A 16,785-nucleotide genomic window follows, 5' to 3' on the forward strand; every position below is an offset into this window, starting at 1 on the left:
AGGTACGCTTTATAGTAATTAAAAGAAATGAGCGACTTGCTGCAGTTTTTTGGAAAGTGTGGCTAACTCCTGTCCTATTTTATCAGTGTTTTCAACATGCTTCTTTTGATTATTAGAGGTATGTGCAATCTCCGTAGTACTCGCAAGCATTTCTTGAGAAACTGCCATCAAGCTTTCAGTGGATTGTTTGACTTCTGGTATCATGCTCTCTAATTCATAACACCTAAACTCACTTCCCCTTACATCTTGGCTCATTTGATCAATAGCTGATAAAAGCTGCTTAAATGTTTCACTGGTAGCTTTCGCTTGTAACATAGATTTATCGTTTTTTAAATGCAAATCATTAAACTCTTCTGAGGCTTTAATAGATGTAGATTCTACACGCTTGATAACATTTATAATTTCAGTAGTCGCAATAGATGACTGCTCAGCTAAGCGTTTCACTTCGTTTGCCACTACAGCAAACCCCCTTCCCGCTTCACCAGCTCGGGCTGCTTCAATTGTAGCATTTAGCGAGAGTAATTTGGTTTCTTCAGATATGTATTTAATTAACTCAACAATTTGTCCAATGTCATTTGAATACTGTTTTACTTCTTTTATTGTGTAAGCCATTGCTTTAAATTCTGTATCAAAATGACCACATGTTTCCAACATTTGTTGAACAGACAGCTGCCCCATTTTAGCTCGTTCATCCATTTCTCTTGTATTTATTGATAATTGTTTCATTTGAGAAATCATACTATCTATATATTGATTCATGTTTTGAAAAAAATTAATATTTTGTTCTGAACTAGTAGCCGTTTGAGAAGCGCCTATTTGTAAAAGATCTGTCATCTCTACTAACTGTCTATTATGGTCAAGTGAATTAGTCGAGGCTTGTTTTAGCATATAACCCGTATTATCAAGAGCAGCAGTTGTTTCTTTTAGTTGTAAAAACATTGATTGCATATGCTCTAACATTAACTGAAAAGACGTAATTAAAGATTTAACTTCAGGAACACTTGTATGAATGTCTATAGGAGAAATGAAGTTTCCCTCTCTTACATCTTGCATTCTCCTCTGTAAAAGAATCAATGGCAAGGTTAATTTTCTTGTAAAAATTGCAACTACAAAAGAAGAAATGATAAGACTCAGTATTCCAACAATCATTGTATAAAACGCCAAGTCATTTACTGGTAGTAAATAATTAGCAGAAGGTACAATTAAGAGAAGAATGCCTTTTAACTCAGGAATTTGTTTAAAGGCTACTGTGTAATCTTGGTCCTTAACTTGAAAATGGACAACACCCTCCCCTATTCTTTCCACCTTTTTCTCTAGAGCGTTTGAAATATCTACTGTTACGTTACGATTTTCTACAAGCGTCACAGCTTTTTCCTTCTGCAACAGAATTACTTCACCTGCTATTCCTTCTCTTTGCAGCTCAGCCATTTGTTGTTTTATACTTTGGTTCATTTTACGCTGTAGTTCGTCCGGCTCATTTATATACATTGTCATTAAATTTCTTGTTATTTCAAACGAAGTATTGATTTCTCTTTTCAAACGATTTTCAATCACTGAAACAATACCTTCTTTGGATTTAATATAAGATAAGGCTCCAACTGCAGAGATTGCAAAGATCAATAACAAGATGACAACTGCTAACAACCTTACTGAAAGTGAAAATTGCTGGGATTTTTTCTTTTTTCTCTGTTTGTTCATACTCAATTTTGTTCCCCCCTGTAACTACTAGTCAAAAGTATGACAGAAGGTTGTAAACTCTATGTAAAGAAATTGTTCTCTTTAGGTAAAAAGAACTATTTCAATTTCATTTTTACGACTTTTCTCTTTCCAATATCAACTGAACTGAAGATTCGTAAAATCAACCAGCCACCCGCTATCAGCAAAGTCAGAAAGCTATACACGTACATGCTTTTTTCATTCATCATCCAAATTCCATATACAATGGGCCCTAAAGCAACACCTAGAAATCGCGTTGTCCCGTATAATGACACAACAAATCCTCTTTCTGCATCTGAAGCTGTAGACGTAATCATCATGTTGACGCATGGTAATACAAAGCCAAGCCCACCAAAAGCAAGCGTCAAGCTAAACATTAAAACAGACAGAGAATGAACAAAAATAAGCAAGCCGAACGTTACAAATAATAAACTCGTACCTAGAAGCATTAATTTCTTCATTAGTGCCTCATCGTTTTTAATTCTTTTTCCGCTCCAGTAAGAAGCAAGGGTCATCGCACTGAGAGGGAAGAAAAAAGCTGTTCCCTTAAAAAAACCATCGATATGATACGTTTCCTGAATTAAAAAGGATAGAAAATACAGAACACCAAACACAATAAACAATCCTACCCCTCCTATAAAAAAAAGAGGAAACAATTCTTTTTTTCTTTGGTAAACAATTCGAAAAGCTTGTTGAAAATAAGCTCTAATTCCTAACACATTTTCACTGCCCTTTACATTTTCCACATATCGGCTAATACCTAAAAAAGCCATCAATGCAACCAAAGGATAGACAATAAAAACAGCAGACCATATTACGAGCCCAACAGTTGCACCTATAATAGGAGCAATTACCTTCCCTACTCCGTTATAAACTTCTAATAATCCTAATGCCGTCGCTCGCTTATCATTATGAAACACATCACCTACTAAGGCCATTGCAAGGGTTGTCGTGCCTGCTGCTCCCATTCCCTGTATCACTCGCCCCCCAATTAGAATTGAAAATGCCTCATTTGGTATGGCCATGCTTAAAAATGAAATAACACTTCCAACCATAATAAAGGTTAACGAAATTAAAATAAGCTTTTTTCTACCGTAACGATCGGATAGGATGCCTGCAATTGGAATTAAAATGGCTGCCGGGATTGTAAAAGCGCTTAAGATAAAGCCTGTTTGCAATTCGTTTAAACCTAAGGACTGCTGAATATTTGGTAACAGAGGAATCAAAGTAGAATTTCCTAACACCATAATGAGCGGTAATAATCCTAGTGAGATCATCATTAATTTTTCTTTCAAAATAAATTCTCCATTCATAGTTAAAGTTGGGCAAGCATAAGCTATAACACCCTGTTTATTTAAAATTTGCTTTCAGGAGGAGCTTATGAAAAGACTATCTGCCCTTGCCGCTCTCGCATTTGTTGGTTATATTTGTCATTATGATATTAAATATGGTACGATCCCTTCCTCAACTGAAGCTGCTCCTGTCATGGCAAATGTTGAGAAAGAAAAACCAACACAAACAACAACACACTTTATAGAAGTAAGAGTAAAAGCTGGTGATACAGTATTGTCCATTATAGAAAAAGCACTAAAAGGCTCTATTCCCGTTTCAATCAATCAGCTATCAAAGGACTTTACAAGCTTAAACAACGGGCTTTCTCCACATGAAATTCAAGTTGGAAAAACATATAAATTTCCTACTTACAAGTAATTACAGCATACTTCTTGTCAAACAAAGATTGTCATTGTTAAAATAAACAAGCGACACTTTATACTAGTTATTTTATCTATAAAGAGTTATTCTATTAATGAATCTAAATTCTTGATTTCTTTTTGAAGGAGAGATTATCACGTGAGTGAAATTATACATCGTACAAAAACACGCCCTGTTAAAGTTGGAAATTTAACAATCGGTGGTAATAATGAAGTAGTTATCCAAAGCATGACAACAACAAAGACACATGATGTTGAAGCAACGGTTGCTGAAATCAAGCGCCTAGAAGAAGCAGGGTGTCAAGTTGTTCGCGTAGCTTGCCCAGATGAGCGCGCAGCAAATGCTATTGCAGATATTAAAAAACAAATCAATATCCCTTTAGTTGTTGACATTCATTTCGATTACCGTCTTGCTTTAAAAGCAATTGAAGGCGGAGCTGATAAAATTCGAATTAACCCAGGAAACATTGGACGCCGTGAAAAAGTTGAAGCTGTTGTGAACGCTGCGAAAGCTAAAGGTATTCCAATTCGTATTGGAGTTAACGCAGGGTCACTTGAAAAGCGTATTCTAGATAAATACGGATATCCAACGGCTGATGGCATGGTGGAAAGTGCATTACATCACATTAAAATTCTAGAGGATTTAGACTTCCACGATATCATCGTATCCATGAAAGCTTCTGATGTAAACCTAGCCATTGAAGCATATGAAAAGGCAGCAAAAGCTTTTGATTATCCTCTACACTTAGGTATCACAGAGTCTGGTACATTATTTGCTGGAACAGTAAAAAGCGCTGCTGGATTAGGTGCTATTTTATCTAAAGGTATTGGAAATACCGTTCGTGTATCTTTAAGTGCCGATCCAGTTGAAGAAGTAAAGGTAGCTCGCGAATTATTAAAATCATTCGGTTTAGCAGCTAACGCAGCGACTTTAATTTCTTGTCCTACATGCGGACGCATTGAAATTGACCTCATTAGCATTGCAAACGAAGTCGAAGAGTATATTTCACACATTAAGGCACCAATTAAAGTTGCCGTATTAGGTTGTGCAGTAAACGGACCTGGTGAAGCTCGTGAAGCCGATATCGGAATTGCTGGCGCTCGAGGTGAAGGATTGCTCTTCCGCAAGGGTGAAATCGTTCGTAAGGTTCCAGAGGAAACAATGGTTGAAGAGTTGAAAAAAGAAGTAGATAAAATTGCTGAAGAATATTATGAAAAACAAAAAGCAGAACAAAATGCTTAAAAAACAGGGTACCGTTTCGGTACCCTGTTTTCTTTGTTAAAAGAACGGGAGGACAAAGGTTCCCACAATAATGGATACAATCCCAATTCCTATTGCCCATGCTCCTAACGTATATGCTCCTTTTCTTCGTGCGATAAACCCTAAAATAATCCCAGCTGCGCCAAGGATAATTGGCAAGAAGAATAACGAAAGAATGGATAGGATTAGCGCAAAACGCCCATACCCTTTCCCTTCATCTCGATCAACTACTTCATGTTCACGATGAATATGCTCTTCACGTGCTGAAGCTGGAACTGCTATCTCAGCAGCCGTTTCTTCCATAAAGTCTGCTTCGTACGCGTCATAATCTATATCCTTACGTCGTTCATGCTGCTCATTCTCCATGTCTATCCCTCACTTTCTGAAATAAAGGAGCATTTATAGTATGTGATGTCATCTTAAAATTATAGTTGTTAATGTTTTCTTACTTTAGTACACTTAACATAACAAGCCGCTAGAGAAGATTTTACAGATTGGAGTGCAATTGGTTGTCTAAACGATTTGGAATTGACATTGATGGAACAGTCACTTCACCCGAAACATTTGTTCCTCATTTGAATAAAGCATTTAATGCAAATTTAACTTACGAAGATATTACGGAGTATGATTTTTTACCTTTTGTAAATGCTACTCGCGAAGAATTAGCACAATGGTTTACAGACAACGAAGCTGCCATTTACAAAACATCCCCTCTTGCTCCACATGCAAAGGAAATTTTGCAGCAATGGCATAAGCAGCATGAGCTCTTTTTTATCAGCGCTCGCTCAGATAAGCTATTGGATGTGACAGAAAATTGGTTTAATGAACATGATGTATCCTTTCATCATATTGAACTAATTGGAACGCACTTTAAAGTAGAAGCAGCGAAAAAGCACAAAGTGGATATCTTTTTTGAGGACAAACACGATAATGCTTGTGATATAAGCGAAGAGTGCGATATACCCGTCATTCTTTTTGATACACCTTATAACCGCCTTCCAGTGCCGTCAAAAGTGGTACGGGTTCATAATTGGATAGAAGCAAATGAATGGGTAAACAATTGGTTAAAAATACAATCATAATTGCAACAATAAAAGGCGAACTTAAGCTAAGTTCGCCTTTTGTTTATAAAATTTAGTTTACCACTTGCTCGTTACAATCCGTACATTTGCCGTAGATTTCAAATTTATGTCCCGTTACATCGAATCCCTTTAAGTCTTCGTTTACATACTTCATTGGACAAGCATCAATTTCTTTTGTTTTGCCGCATTCTAAGCAAATAAAGTGATGATGGTGGTGTTTAGTTGCACATTTAAAGCGGAAATGCTTTTCACTTGAAAGCTCCGTCATCTCTAATATGCCAAGGTCTGCAAATAGTGATAAGTTACGATAAATAGTATCAAAGCTAAGACCTGGATAATCCAATCGCATATGCTCTAACACATCTTTAGCCGTTAAGTACTTATCCGTTTTTGAAAACAACGTAAGCATTTCTTCTCGTTTTCCAGTATGCTTATATCCTTCATCTTTTAACAAATTAATTGCTTCTGACAAATTCATGTTCTTTTCCCCTTTCGCCCTTTGTTAATCATAATTGATATAATTAAAATTATAACAGCAATGACAACAATTGTACCTCCGGGAGCTAAATCTAAATAGTAAGCTGAAAACAACCCACCTAGTACGGATACTTCTCCAAAAATGACCGATAATAAAATGGTTTGTTTGAAACCATTAGCTAAGCGAATGCTCGCTGCTACCGGGAGCGTCATTAAGGATGACACTAATAAAATTCCAACAATTCGCATGGAAACCGCAATAACTAAAGCAACCATTACGATAAATAAAAAATGCACCCATTTCGCTTTAATGCCAGATGCTGACGCATGCTCTTCATCAAAGGATAAAATAAATAATTCTTTATAAAATACGAAAACGAGCGTAATAACTACTACCGCAATACCAATAACCGTCCATAAATCCGATCGGCTTACAGCACTCACGCTACCAAACAAATAATTCATTAGGTCATTGTTAAAGCCATCTGCTAATGAAATACAAATGGCACTAATTCCTATTCCGCCCGATAAAATAATGGGAATGGCTAATTCTTGGTAATGCTTGTAAACCGCACGTAGCTTTTCAATGAAAAGCGATCCTCCAACTGAAGCAACCATTCCTAGATATAGTGGATTTACCCCTTGCATAAACCCTACTTTCTGACTCAATAACAAGCTGAAAGAAATTCCGGCAAGAGTTACATGGCTAAGCGCATCTGCAATAAGAGAAAGGCGGCGCACAACGATAAAAGCGCCCAAAAGCGGAGCTAGGATTCCAATGATCATTCCCGTTGCAAATGCATTGCGTAAAAATTCAAATTCAAATAAACTTACAATCATGCGTGCTGCCCTCCATGGTCATGGTGATGAGTTAACATATGAATGTCATGTCCATAAAACATGGATACATCATGCTCACAAAACGTTTCAAAGTCCTTTGATTCCCCGTGAAAATGTAAAAATTTATTTAAACACGCAACGTGCGTTACTTTATCAGTGATCGTTCCAATATCATGCGTAACAAGTAACAGCGTAATTCCGTGTTCCTTATTTAGCTTTTCTAATAATTGATAAAAATTTTGAACATTTTGAGCATCCACACCAACCGTTGGCTCATCTAATATAAGCAGCTCCGGATCACTCACAAGAGCACGTGCAATAAAAATACGCTGTTGCTGTCCACCGGATAACTCACCTATGTTTCGATTTATAAACTCACTCATACCAACTGCCGCTATTGCTTCTTTGACTTTTTTTCGATGTGCTGGTGTCATAAACTTAAACAAGCCAATCTTAGACGTTAGCCCTGTTGATACAACTTCAAATACAGTTGCGGGAAAACCACTGTTAAAACTATTTGCTTTTTGTGACACATAGCCAATTTTGCTTCGCTCTTTAAATTTTCTTTGTTCTGTCCCAAATAAGCGAATTAATCCTTTTGAAGGCTTCTGCAATCCTAGAATACATTTAATAAGCGTTGATTTTCCAGAGCCATTTGGACCCACAAGCCCTAAAAAAGACCCTTTTGGAATTGCAAAGCTAATGTCTTCTAAAACATATCTCCCATCGTATTGGAACGATAATTGTTCAACTTCAATAGCATTCGCTATACTCATATCCATCACCATTCTTTTCTATATTTAAGCACGACGAACAGGGCACGGTTTATTGTCTTAGCCGTTACCCCATTCATGTCAGAATCGTTACGATTTAATCATTCTAGTAGTATACCTCAATCCTACTTTGTTGTAAACTTTAACACATAAAGAAAATAGGCACATGTTGCACTTTCCCTCATACAATATATATAACGAGGAGGGATTGACATGAAAATTGTTCAACAAATCGTTAACAAAAAAATAAATAACTTAACACCCAAAGAGCTGCTTAGCTATAGTAAGCAGTATAATGTATTCATTACACCTGAACAGGCTCATACTCTTGTAAACGTCATTAAGCAAAAACCTGTAAATATTTACAATGAATCTGAGCGGCGTTATTTAATTAAACAAATTGCTCAAGTAACAGATCGTGAAACGGCTAAAAAGGTTAATGAGCTGTTCCAAAAACTGATGTAACATAAACAAAGAGTCTAAGAAAAAACGAAATGATTTTTTCTCAAAGACCACGTATGCCTTTTCTAAAGTCTTTAGGCTGTAATAACCAGTTCGTTCCATTGCGCTGCAGACACTTGCTTTCCGCGGGGAGGAATCTGAGCCTCCTCGCTGCGCTGCGGGGTCTCAGCCTTTCCTCTGTTCCCGCAGGAGTCATACGTCTTACGCTCCATTCCACTAGGCTTTTTAACTTATTTTCAAAACAAACAAAAAGATACCCAAACTATCAAAAGTCGTTAACTTCCACTAGTTCGGATATCTCGTTAGCTCAAATACTTATGTCCCAGCTTATTTTAGCTGTTAGCTCATCAGCTTATTTTGTAACTCGGGATCAAACGCTTTTGCTTTTAGCATATCAATTTCAAGCTTATACGGTGCTTTTTTCGTCTTTTTGTCAATACCAACGTACGGCGTTTCTAAAATTTTAGGCACATCCACAAATGCTGGATGATGGACAATGTAATTTAACGCGTCAAATCCAATATGACCAAATCCAATATTTTCATGTCGGTCTTTTTTAGCCCCACAGCTATTTTTACTATCGTTAACATGCAGTACTTTAATACGGTCGATACCTACTGTTTTGTCGAATTCGTTTAGCACACCGTCAAAATCATTCACAATATCATAGCCTGCATCGTGAACGTGACATGTATCAAAGCAAACCGACAGCTTTTCGTTATGCGTCACTCCATCAATAATCATAGCGATTTCTTCAAAACTTCTTCCACATTCAGAACCTTTTCCAGCCATTGTTTCTAAAGCAATTTGTACTTCTTGGTCTGGACGAAGCACTTCGTTTAACCCACTAATAATCTGCTTGATTCCTGTTTCTGCCCCCGCTCCTACATGAGCTCCTGGATGAAGCACAATTTGGCGAGCCCCAAGAGCATGCGTGCGCTGAATTTCTGAAGTTAAAAACTCTACTCCAAGCTCAAACGTGGCTGGATTTGTTGTATTCCCAATATTAATGATATATGGAGCATGCACAACGATATTATCAATACCGTTTTCTTTCATATGCTGTAGACCAGCTTCAATGTTTAGCTCTTCAATTTTTTTACGCCTTGTATTTTGAGGAGCACCCGTATAAATCATAAACGTATTCGCTCCATATGAAACAGCTTCTTCACTAGCACCAAGTAACATCTTTTTCCCACTCATTGATACGTGTGAACCGATTTTTAACATGTTGTTACCACCTCTGTTTTATCGATTATTCCGGCGCTCGCTTCTTTTTTTCTTCTGAACAAATTTTTGAATTTCTCGAGCACGTTTTTTCTTATAACCAGGTTTTACTTTCTTTGGCTTTTGAATTAAGCGACTTGCTTCTTTATCAACGTCATCCGTTTTCTTTTGACGTTTTTTACGACGGTTGCGGTCATCAATTGAAATCCACTCACCGTTTTTCAAGTCTTTGTTCACAAACTCAATTCCCATTTTCTCAAGTCGAATCACTGCATCTTCATCTTCTACATCATACATTGTAGCAGCAATTCCTGAATATCCAGCACGTGCTGTACGTCCTACGCGATGAATATAAAAATCCAGGTCTGAAGGAAGCTCAAAGTTAATTACGTGGCTAATTCCTTCAATATCAATACCGCGAGCTGCTAAATCTGTTGCAACAACGTATTGAAACTCTAAATTTGAGATTTGTTTCATCATTTTCTTACGATCACGCGGCGTTAAATCCCCGTGAATACGACCTACGCGAAGACCTTTTGCCATTAAATCATCCGCTACTTCATCAGCCATCTTCTTCGTGTTGGTAAACACAATAGCTAAATATGGGTTATACGACAAAAGCATATCATGTAAAAGTTTAAACTTGTTACGGTGACGAAGTGGTACTAATACATGCTCTAGCTTAGCTGCTGCTACTTGGTTTGGTGATACGTGAGAATACTTAGGGTTATCCATATATTTTTTCAAGAATGGCTTTAATTTCTCTGGAATTGTAGCTGAGAATACAAGCATTTGAAGCTTTTCAGGCATGCTACTCGCTAAGCGATCTACATCTTCTAAAAAGCCCATATCAAGCATTAAATCTGCTTCATCCACAACGATTGCTGCAGTTGTATGAACAAATAACGCTTTTTCATTCACTAAGTCAAATAAACGTGAAGGTGTTCCAACGACAATTTGTGGCTGTTTTTTTAGCTTTTCAATCGTACGCTGCTTGTCTGTTCCACCAATAAAACATTTTGCCGTAATTTCTTTGCCTTCTTCACAGTACTTCGTAATCTTTAATACTTCTTTATAAATTTGTGAAGCTAACTCACGTGTTGGTGCCGCAATAACAACCTGTACTTCTTGTTTTGCTGGATTTACTTTTTCTAAAAGAGGAAGTAAATATGCATGTGTTTTACCTGTTCCAGTTTGCGACTGACCAATAACGCTGTCTCCCTTTAAAACTGATGGAATTAAGCGTTCTTGAATTTCTGTTGGGTTATAAAACCCTAATTGCTTGATTGCTTCTATTAAAAATGGCTGTAGCTCAAAACGTTCAAAGTTAGTTTTTTCCATATTAAATCTCCTTTTTTTACTGTCACGTTCAATTTTAAACACAATATATGATTATAATCCATTTTGCTCTCGCTGACTACTGATCATTTCGATTCTAAAAACTTATGTTGGGTTTTGCAAACATTTTCGGTACAAATGCATAGGATAAAGAAGAAGTTTACTAACCTAAAGGAGGTGCGCTCTTTGATTCCAAGAAGACCATCCTTTCCCCCTCGTATGCAGAGTCCTTTTGGACCTACTAATACTCAACAAACATTCTTCCCGAATACACAGGGAATCAACCCTCAAGGAACGTCTCGTGGTCCAGGGAATTTACTAGCTCGTATATTCGGAAGAGGTCGTGCTGGTGCCAGAGGTCCTGAAGCCATTGGAGGTTCTGGAGCTGCTGGAGCTCAAAGGATGATTCCACCTACTTCTCTATTTAATACGGTTCAAAGTGCAGCTACACCAGCATCGTCTGCTTCATTATTAAGTAACTTGCAGAACTTAACGAACCCTGCTACGCTTAGCTCTATGATGACCAATATTCAAAAGGTTATTAAAGTAGCTGAAACCATGGGGCCAATGGTACAACAATACGGACCACTCGTTAAAAACGCTCCATCTCTCCTAAAGATGTATCAGCTATTACGAACGGCGGATACAGATGAAGGAGAAGAGAATGACACAAATAACGATAGCGAAGAAAAAGAAAATGAAGTAAGTAAGCAGGTTGATGGTTTAAAAGAGGACGAAAAAGAAAAAAAATCGGAAAGTGACGAGTTTGATTTTGATGATCAAGAAATTAAACCTGTTAAAAAGGTACGCCAATCAACACCAAAGCTTTACATTTAAGATAAAAAAGGTAGAGAGGTTAACATCTACCTTTTATACATACTTGCATCGAAACTAAGGGCTAATTCCAGTTATTGAGATGAACCATTACAGCACCAATATATTCTTTGTATTATTGTTCATGCTTTTATATAATAGAAAGGAGTTTACAAATACTCGTCACCTTATGATGAGGAGGATACTAATGAAGGTTATAAAAATTGCTCCACGCGGCTATTGCTATGGAGTTGTTGATGCAATGGTTATTGCACGCAACGCAGCTTTGGATACATCACTTCCACGCCCAATTTATATATTAGGCATGATTGTGCATAACAAGCACGTAACAGACGCGTTTGAAGAAGATGGAATCATTACCCTAGACGGTGCAAACCGTTTAGAGATTTTAGATAAAATTAATGAAGGTACGGTCATTTTTACAGCTCATGGTGTATCACCAGAAGTAAAAGAACGCGCAAAGGAAAAAGGACTTGTTACCATTGACGCAACGTGTCCAGACGTAACAAAAACCCATGACCTTATTCTTGCAAAAGAAAAAGAAGGCTATGAGGTTGTCTATATCGGCAAAAAAGGCCATCCTGAGCCAGAAGGTGCAGTTGGAATTGCACCTCACATCGTTCATCTAATTGAAAAAGAAGAAGATGTGGAATCCCTTGCGATTACAAGAGATAAAATCATTGTGACTAATCAAACAACAATGAGCCAATGGGACGTAGCCGATGTGATTGAAAAAGTTCAGGAGAAGTACCCTCATGCTGAAGTTCATAAAGAAATTTGCCTAGCAACACAAGTACGTCAAGAAGCGGTAGCGGAACAAGCCGGAGAAGCCGACGTGACAATTGTTGTTGGTGATCCAAAAAGTAATAACTCTAACCGCCTAGCGCAGGTTTCTGAAGAGATTGCTGGAACAAAAGCTTATCGTATTAGCGATATTTCTGAGCTTGAAGTGGATTGGCTTAAAGATGCTACTTCTGTTGCTGTAACGGCTGGTGCATCAACTCCTACGCCAATTACAAAAGAAGTCATTAAGTATCTAGAGCAGTTTGACCCTGCTGATGAAACGACTTGGACGCGCGAAAAAGCTGTTCCTTTATCAAAAATCTTACCAAAAGTACGTACAAAAAAATCATCCTAAAAAAAGATGCTCTGATGAGCATCTTTTTTATAGAAACGTAAATGGATTTGTATCAACTTGAGAAGAAAAGATCGTGCACTCAAACTTTTTGTCTTTACATAGCTCTTGCATTTTCTTTTCAACCCCTTGACGCATTACCTTTTCCACATGATGACCAGGATCGATAACGTTCAATCCCATCATCATCGCGTCATGAGCTACGTGAAAATATAAGTCTCCTGTAACGTAAACGTCCGCACCTTTAAACTTTGCATTAGAGATGTATTTGTTACCATCTCCACCTAATACGGCTACCTTTTTCACCGTATCATGTAAGTCACCAACAACTCTTAGCCCTTCTACATCTAACGCTTCTTTTACATGATGAGCAAATTCTTTTAAAGTCATCTCACGAGGAAGCTTTCCAATCTTCCCAAGACCGTACTCTTTTCCTTTTTGCTTAAGCTTATAAATGTCATACGCTACTTCTTCATAGGGGTGAGCACGCAGCACAGCTTGTACAACTTTCTTTTGAAGCTTCGCTGGAAAGATCGTTTCAATTTTCACTTCGTTCACGCGTTCTGCAGTACCCTGTGAGCCGATATAAGGGTTTGCCTGCTCAGATGGAGTGAAGGTTCCAATCCCTTCTGTAAAGAAAGCACAGCCACTATATAGCCCTATCTCACCTGCACCGGCTTCTGAGATAGCTTGGTGAACGGCTTCATAGTGAGTTTTTGGCACATAGACTACAAGTTTATTTAGTTCTTCAGCACCCGTTGGAACAAGCACTTCGGTATTTTGCAAACCTAATGCATCAGCTAACAAATCGTTAACCCCACCTTCAGTAATATCTAAGTTCGTATGAGCAGCGTATACCGCAATATCATGTTTAATGCACTTTTCAACAATACGGCCAGCGGGTTGGTCCGTTTGAATTTGTTGTAATGGTCGAAAGATAGGAGGATGATGAGCGATAATGAGATCAACATGTTTTTCAATCGCTTCATCAACAACCGTTTCTAATACATCTAAGGTAATCATCACTTTATGAACCGGCTTGTTTAATGTCCCGATTTGCAAACCAATTTTATCCCCTTCCATAGCTAAGTGCTTCGGGGAAAAAGACTCAAACAGCTCAATAACTTGATAACCGTTTGGTACTTTATTCATGATAAAACCTCCTCAATGATTCGAATTTCATTTTCTAGCTTTTTCTTTTTTTCTTGCCCTTCTTTTGTTGTAGCTGATTTCTCCATTTGCTCGACGATCTTTTTTGTATGAGCTAGCTCATGATTCCATTTCTTTTTAAAAGCATCGTTTTTCTCTTTTGCTAAGATTGGACCTACTAAAATTCCCGCTTCAACTTTTTCATCATAAGACTCTAACGGCTCTCCTTGTTCAGCAACAAGAATTTCATAGATTCGACCGTCATCTTCCATGATTTTTTCGTCAATTAAAGACCATTTATGTTCAATTAACCACTGTCTGATATGATGAGCCCCAATATTAGGCTGAAGCACAAGTCTTGTAACGCCCTGTAGCTTTTCTTTCCCGTCTTCTAAAATGGTTTGAATTAAAGTTCCACCCATTCCTGCAATTGTAATGCAGTCTACTTCACCCGGTTTAATAACAGATAACCCATCGCCTTTTCTTACTTCAATAACGTCTGTTAAGTTTGTTTTTTCTACCTGCTTAACAGCTGATTGAAAAGGACCTTCTGTAATTTCACCTGCAATTGCTCCTTTTATATACCCTTGTAAATATGCATAGCAAGGTAGATAAGCATGATCTGATCCAATATCAGCAAGCATAGCTCCTTTTGGAATTGATTTTGCGACTTCTTCTAGTCGCTTGGATAATTTTAGCTCATTCATTGTCTTGTCACCTATTCTTTATGTAATTACTGTTCCTTATTTTATCACAAACACTGTTGCGAATCATACTGTGACTCCGCTTCTATTATTTCCTATATCCCATAAAAAAAAGCCTCTTCGTTTGTAAGAGGCTACCATAAAAATCCTATTTATTTAATTTCTGAAACCCATTTCGCCATCTCAGGAGCTTTTTCAGCAGATATTAACCCTGGTGGCATTGATCCCTTTCCGTTCACTAGGATATCAGCAATTTCTTCTTCAGAAAGCTTGTCGCCCGCTCCTTTTAAAGCTGGCCCTACGCCTCCTTGATACTGATCGCCGTGACATCCAATACAGTTTTGTTGATAGAGATCTTCAGGCTTTGCTGAGGCTTGATCTTCTTCGCCTCCACCTTCTTTTTCAGCGGCTATTTCTTCTGCGTTGTTGAGACCATTAAATGAGAAGGTTACCATTAATCCAATTCCAATAAGTGCAATAAGCAAAAATGGTATCAGTGGATTTCGATTCATTAACTATACCCCCTTTATGTATTCCCATCCCGTGAAATAGCAAAAATAGTATAAGCATCTTTATTTTACTGTAAAACGAGGACAAGTGAAAGGGTTTTATTTACAGAATTATCTAACCTATCCATAAAATCCACTATTTTTCGAAGCGTTTACACTTTTCAAGTAGTTAATTAGCACCCAATTTGCCTAGCAATAACGGAACGCTGAATTTCAGATGTCCCTTCACCAATCTCCAACAGCTTCGCATCACGTAAAAAGCGCTCAACCTGATACTCTTTCATATAACCATATCCACCGTGGATTTGAATCGCTTGGCTCGCTACTTCCATACATATTTCAGAGGCATATAGTTTACACATGGCTGCTTCCTTAGTAAAAGGTTTGCCTTGATCTTTCAGCCATGCTGCCTTATAAACCATTGTTCTTGCCAGTTCCACTTTCATGGCCATATCTGCTAGTTTAAATTGGATTGCTTGAAAAGACGAAAGTGTTTTTCCAAACTGCTTTCTTTCTTGTGCATAAGCAAGAGCTTTTTCATAAGCCGCTTGAGCAATTCCAACTCCCATTGCTCCAATTCCAATTCGTCCTCCGTCGAGCGTTTTTAAGAATTGCTTAAATCCCTCTCCTTTTTTGCCAAGTAGATTTTCTTCTGGCACTTTTACGTCTTCTAGAATTAGTTCCGTTGTATTTGAAGCATGAAGTCCCATCTTTTCATAATTATCGATGACTGAGAAACCAGCTGCATCAGTCGGCACAATTAACGCAGAAATCTCTTTTTTTCCTTCATGTCTTGCCGTTACAGCTGTCAAAGCTAAAAATTTTGCATAGCTTGCATTGGTAATGTAGCATTTACTACCGTTAATCGTATATTCACCATTTTCTAACTCTGCACTTGTTTCAGTTCCTCCAGCATCACTTCCCGCATTAGGCTCAGTTAACCCAAATGCTCCAAACGATTCTCCTGTGCAGATTGGAACTAAGTATTTTTCTTTTTGCTCCGGTGTTCCAAATAGGTGAATAGGCGCACCCCCTAACGATACATGAGCAGAATATGTAATTCCCGTTGAACCACACGCTCTGCTTAGCTCTTCTACTACAATTGCAAAGCTGACCGTATCAGCACCGCCCCCACCATACTCTTCTGGGAAAGGAAGTCCCATAACGCCTAAATCAGATAACTTTTTAAACACATCTAACGGAAATTCTTTCGTCTTGTCTCGTTCCAATGCTCCTGGTGCAACCTCAGCTTCAGAAAACTCTCGAAGTGTTTTTTGAATCATTTTCTGTTCTGCCGTTAATTCAAAATTCATCTCAAATCCCCCCAAACAAAATGTATACGCTTACAATAATTAATTATAAGTCATTTTTGTAAATTTTCTCAACTTTTAAAATAAGAGAATCTATTTCATGATATAATAAACGAAAGTTTCTTTTAAAAAATGACAGCGATTGCATTTAAGGGCGTGACTGTATAAATTAGTGGATTTTTTTAAAAAGAGCATTTGCAAAACAAAACTCATTTCAGTAAAATATATTCAAAGGGTAGTGATTGGTAAAAAAAAG

Annotated in this window: 18 protein-coding genes; 6 read left to right on the plus strand and 12 right to left on the minus strand. The window is 37.7% G+C overall.

The window, feature by feature from the left end; all coding sequences use genetic code 11:
- Positions 1-18: 18 nt before the first annotated feature.
- Together LZP85_RS15360 and LZP85_RS15365 are read right to left on the minus strand one after the other, a co-directional pair.
- Complete coding sequence (locus LZP85_RS15360; RefSeq protein ID WP_224840004.1) at positions 19-1,698, minus strand: methyl-accepting chemotaxis protein; 1,680 nt, start codon at positions 1,696-1,698, stop codon at positions 19-21.
- Between the two features lie 95 nt (positions 1,699-1,793).
- Positions 1,794-3,011, minus strand: a complete 1,218-nt coding sequence (locus tag LZP85_RS15365; protein ID WP_119543645.1) for an MFS transporter — start codon at positions 3,009-3,011, stop codon at positions 1,794-1,796.
- Between the two features lie 85 nt (positions 3,012-3,096).
- Here LZP85_RS15365 and LZP85_RS15370 point away from each other — a divergent pair, with 85 nt between their 5' ends.
- Positions 3,097-3,426 carry a LysM peptidoglycan-binding domain-containing protein gene (locus LZP85_RS15370; protein ID WP_062687171.1) on the plus strand — a complete coding sequence of 110 codons (330 nt, stop codon included), beginning with the start codon at positions 3,097-3,099 and terminating at the stop codon, positions 3,424-3,426.
- A gap of 150 nt (positions 3,427-3,576) precedes the next feature.
- Positions 3,577-4,671: a flavodoxin-dependent (E)-4-hydroxy-3-methylbut-2-enyl-diphosphate synthase gene (gene ispG / locus LZP85_RS15375; RefSeq protein WP_174521173.1), complete on the plus strand. Its 1,095-nt coding sequence runs from the start codon at positions 3,577-3,579 to the stop codon at positions 4,669-4,671.
- Positions 4,672-4,707: 36 nt separating this feature from the next.
- On the opposite strand, the gene LZP85_RS15380 is transcribed toward ispG, so the two are convergent.
- Positions 4,708-5,055 carry a DUF4190 domain-containing protein gene (locus tag LZP85_RS15380; protein WP_025911599.1) on the minus strand — a complete coding sequence of 116 codons (348 nt, stop codon included), beginning with the start codon at positions 5,053-5,055 and terminating at the stop codon, positions 4,708-4,710.
- Between the two features lie 143 nt (positions 5,056-5,198).
- Here LZP85_RS15380 and LZP85_RS15385 point away from each other — a divergent pair, with 143 nt between their 5' ends.
- Positions 5,199-5,771 (plus strand): 5' nucleotidase, NT5C type, encoded by a 573-nt coding sequence (locus LZP85_RS15385; RefSeq protein ID WP_062687170.1) that lies wholly within the window; start codon positions 5,199-5,201, stop codon positions 5,769-5,771.
- A 52-nt stretch (positions 5,772-5,823) separates the two neighbouring features.
- Here LZP85_RS15385 and LZP85_RS15390 read toward each other — a convergent pair whose 3' ends face one another.
- The 3 genes from LZP85_RS15390 to LZP85_RS15400 are packed head-to-tail and all read right to left on the minus strand — an operon-like array spanning position 5,824 to position 7,864.
- Positions 5,824-6,249: a Fur family transcriptional regulator gene (locus tag LZP85_RS15390; RefSeq protein WP_025911602.1), complete on the minus strand. Its 426-nt coding sequence runs from the start codon at positions 6,247-6,249 to the stop codon at positions 5,824-5,826.
- Positions 6,246-7,088 carry a metal ABC transporter permease gene (locus LZP85_RS15395; RefSeq protein ID WP_119543644.1) on the minus strand — a complete coding sequence of 281 codons (843 nt, stop codon included), beginning with the start codon at positions 7,086-7,088 and terminating at the stop codon, positions 6,246-6,248. Before LZP85_RS15395 ends, LZP85_RS15390 begins: the two co-directional genes overlap by 4 nt.
- Positions 7,085-7,864, minus strand: coding sequence for a metal ABC transporter ATP-binding protein (locus tag LZP85_RS15400; RefSeq protein WP_119543643.1), 780 nt, complete (start codon positions 7,862-7,864; stop codon positions 7,085-7,087). Before LZP85_RS15400 ends, LZP85_RS15395 begins: the two co-directional genes overlap by 4 nt.
- Positions 7,865-8,074: 210 nt before the next feature.
- Between LZP85_RS15400 and LZP85_RS15405 the strand changes: the two genes are divergently transcribed.
- A complete protein-coding gene (locus tag LZP85_RS15405) occupies positions 8,075-8,326 on the plus strand; it encodes a DUF2624 domain-containing protein (protein WP_025911607.1) in 252 nt (83 codons plus the stop codon).
- A 336-nt stretch (positions 8,327-8,662) separates the two neighbouring features.
- Here LZP85_RS15405 and LZP85_RS15410 read toward each other — a convergent pair whose 3' ends face one another.
- Together LZP85_RS15410 and LZP85_RS15415 are read right to left on the minus strand one after the other, a co-directional pair.
- The gene (locus tag LZP85_RS15410) at positions 8,663-9,553 is read right to left on the minus strand and encodes a deoxyribonuclease IV (RefSeq protein WP_061784752.1); all 891 of its coding nucleotides are present in this window, start codon (positions 9,551-9,553) and stop codon (positions 8,663-8,665) included.
- 18 nt (positions 9,554-9,571) lie between these two features.
- The gene (locus LZP85_RS15415) at positions 9,572-10,891 is read right to left on the minus strand and encodes a DEAD/DEAH box helicase (protein ID WP_025911611.1); all 1,320 of its coding nucleotides are present in this window, start codon (positions 10,889-10,891) and stop codon (positions 9,572-9,574) included.
- 174 nt (positions 10,892-11,065) lie between these two features.
- Here LZP85_RS15415 and vrrA point away from each other — a divergent pair, with 174 nt between their 5' ends.
- Both vrrA and LZP85_RS15425 read left to right on the plus strand, forming a co-directional pair.
- Positions 11,066-11,725, plus strand: a complete 660-nt coding sequence (vrrA, locus tag LZP85_RS15420; RefSeq protein WP_404825963.1) for a VrrA/YqfQ family protein — start codon at positions 11,066-11,068, stop codon at positions 11,723-11,725.
- 184 nt (positions 11,726-11,909) lie between these two features.
- Positions 11,910-12,860: a 4-hydroxy-3-methylbut-2-enyl diphosphate reductase gene (locus LZP85_RS15425; RefSeq protein WP_061784754.1), complete on the plus strand. Its 951-nt coding sequence runs from the start codon at positions 11,910-11,912 to the stop codon at positions 12,858-12,860.
- A gap of 27 nt (positions 12,861-12,887) precedes the next feature.
- Here the strand turns inward: LZP85_RS15425 and LZP85_RS15430 are convergent, their stop codons facing one another.
- The 4 genes from LZP85_RS15430 to LZP85_RS15445 all read right to left on the minus strand — a co-directional run bounded on the left by LZP85_RS15430 (position 12,888) and on the right by LZP85_RS15445 (position 16,532).
- The gene (locus LZP85_RS15430; protein ID WP_025911615.1) at positions 12,888-14,009 is read right to left on the minus strand and encodes a Nif3-like dinuclear metal center hexameric protein; all 1,122 of its coding nucleotides are present in this window, start codon (positions 14,007-14,009) and stop codon (positions 12,888-12,890) included.
- Positions 14,006-14,713, minus strand: a complete 708-nt coding sequence (locus LZP85_RS15435) for a tRNA (adenine(22)-N(1))-methyltransferase (RefSeq protein WP_025911616.1) — start codon at positions 14,711-14,713, stop codon at positions 14,006-14,008. Before LZP85_RS15435 ends, LZP85_RS15430 begins: the two co-directional genes overlap by 4 nt.
- A 149-nt stretch (positions 14,714-14,862) precedes the next feature.
- Positions 14,863-15,222, minus strand: coding sequence for a cytochrome c550 (gene cccA, locus LZP85_RS15440; protein ID WP_119543641.1), 360 nt, complete (start codon positions 15,220-15,222; stop codon positions 14,863-14,865).
- A gap of 170 nt (positions 15,223-15,392) precedes the next feature.
- On the minus strand, positions 15,393-16,532 hold the full coding sequence (locus tag LZP85_RS15445; protein WP_025911619.1) for an acyl-CoA dehydrogenase family protein: 1,140 nt from the start codon (positions 16,530-16,532) through the stop codon (positions 15,393-15,395).
- Between the last annotated feature and the right edge of the window lie 253 nt (positions 16,533-16,785).

It is taken from the genome of Priestia flexa (assembly GCF_021441905.1).
In the GTDB taxonomy this organism is placed as follows: Bacteria; Bacillota; Bacilli; order Bacillales; family Bacillaceae_H; genus Priestia; species Priestia flexa.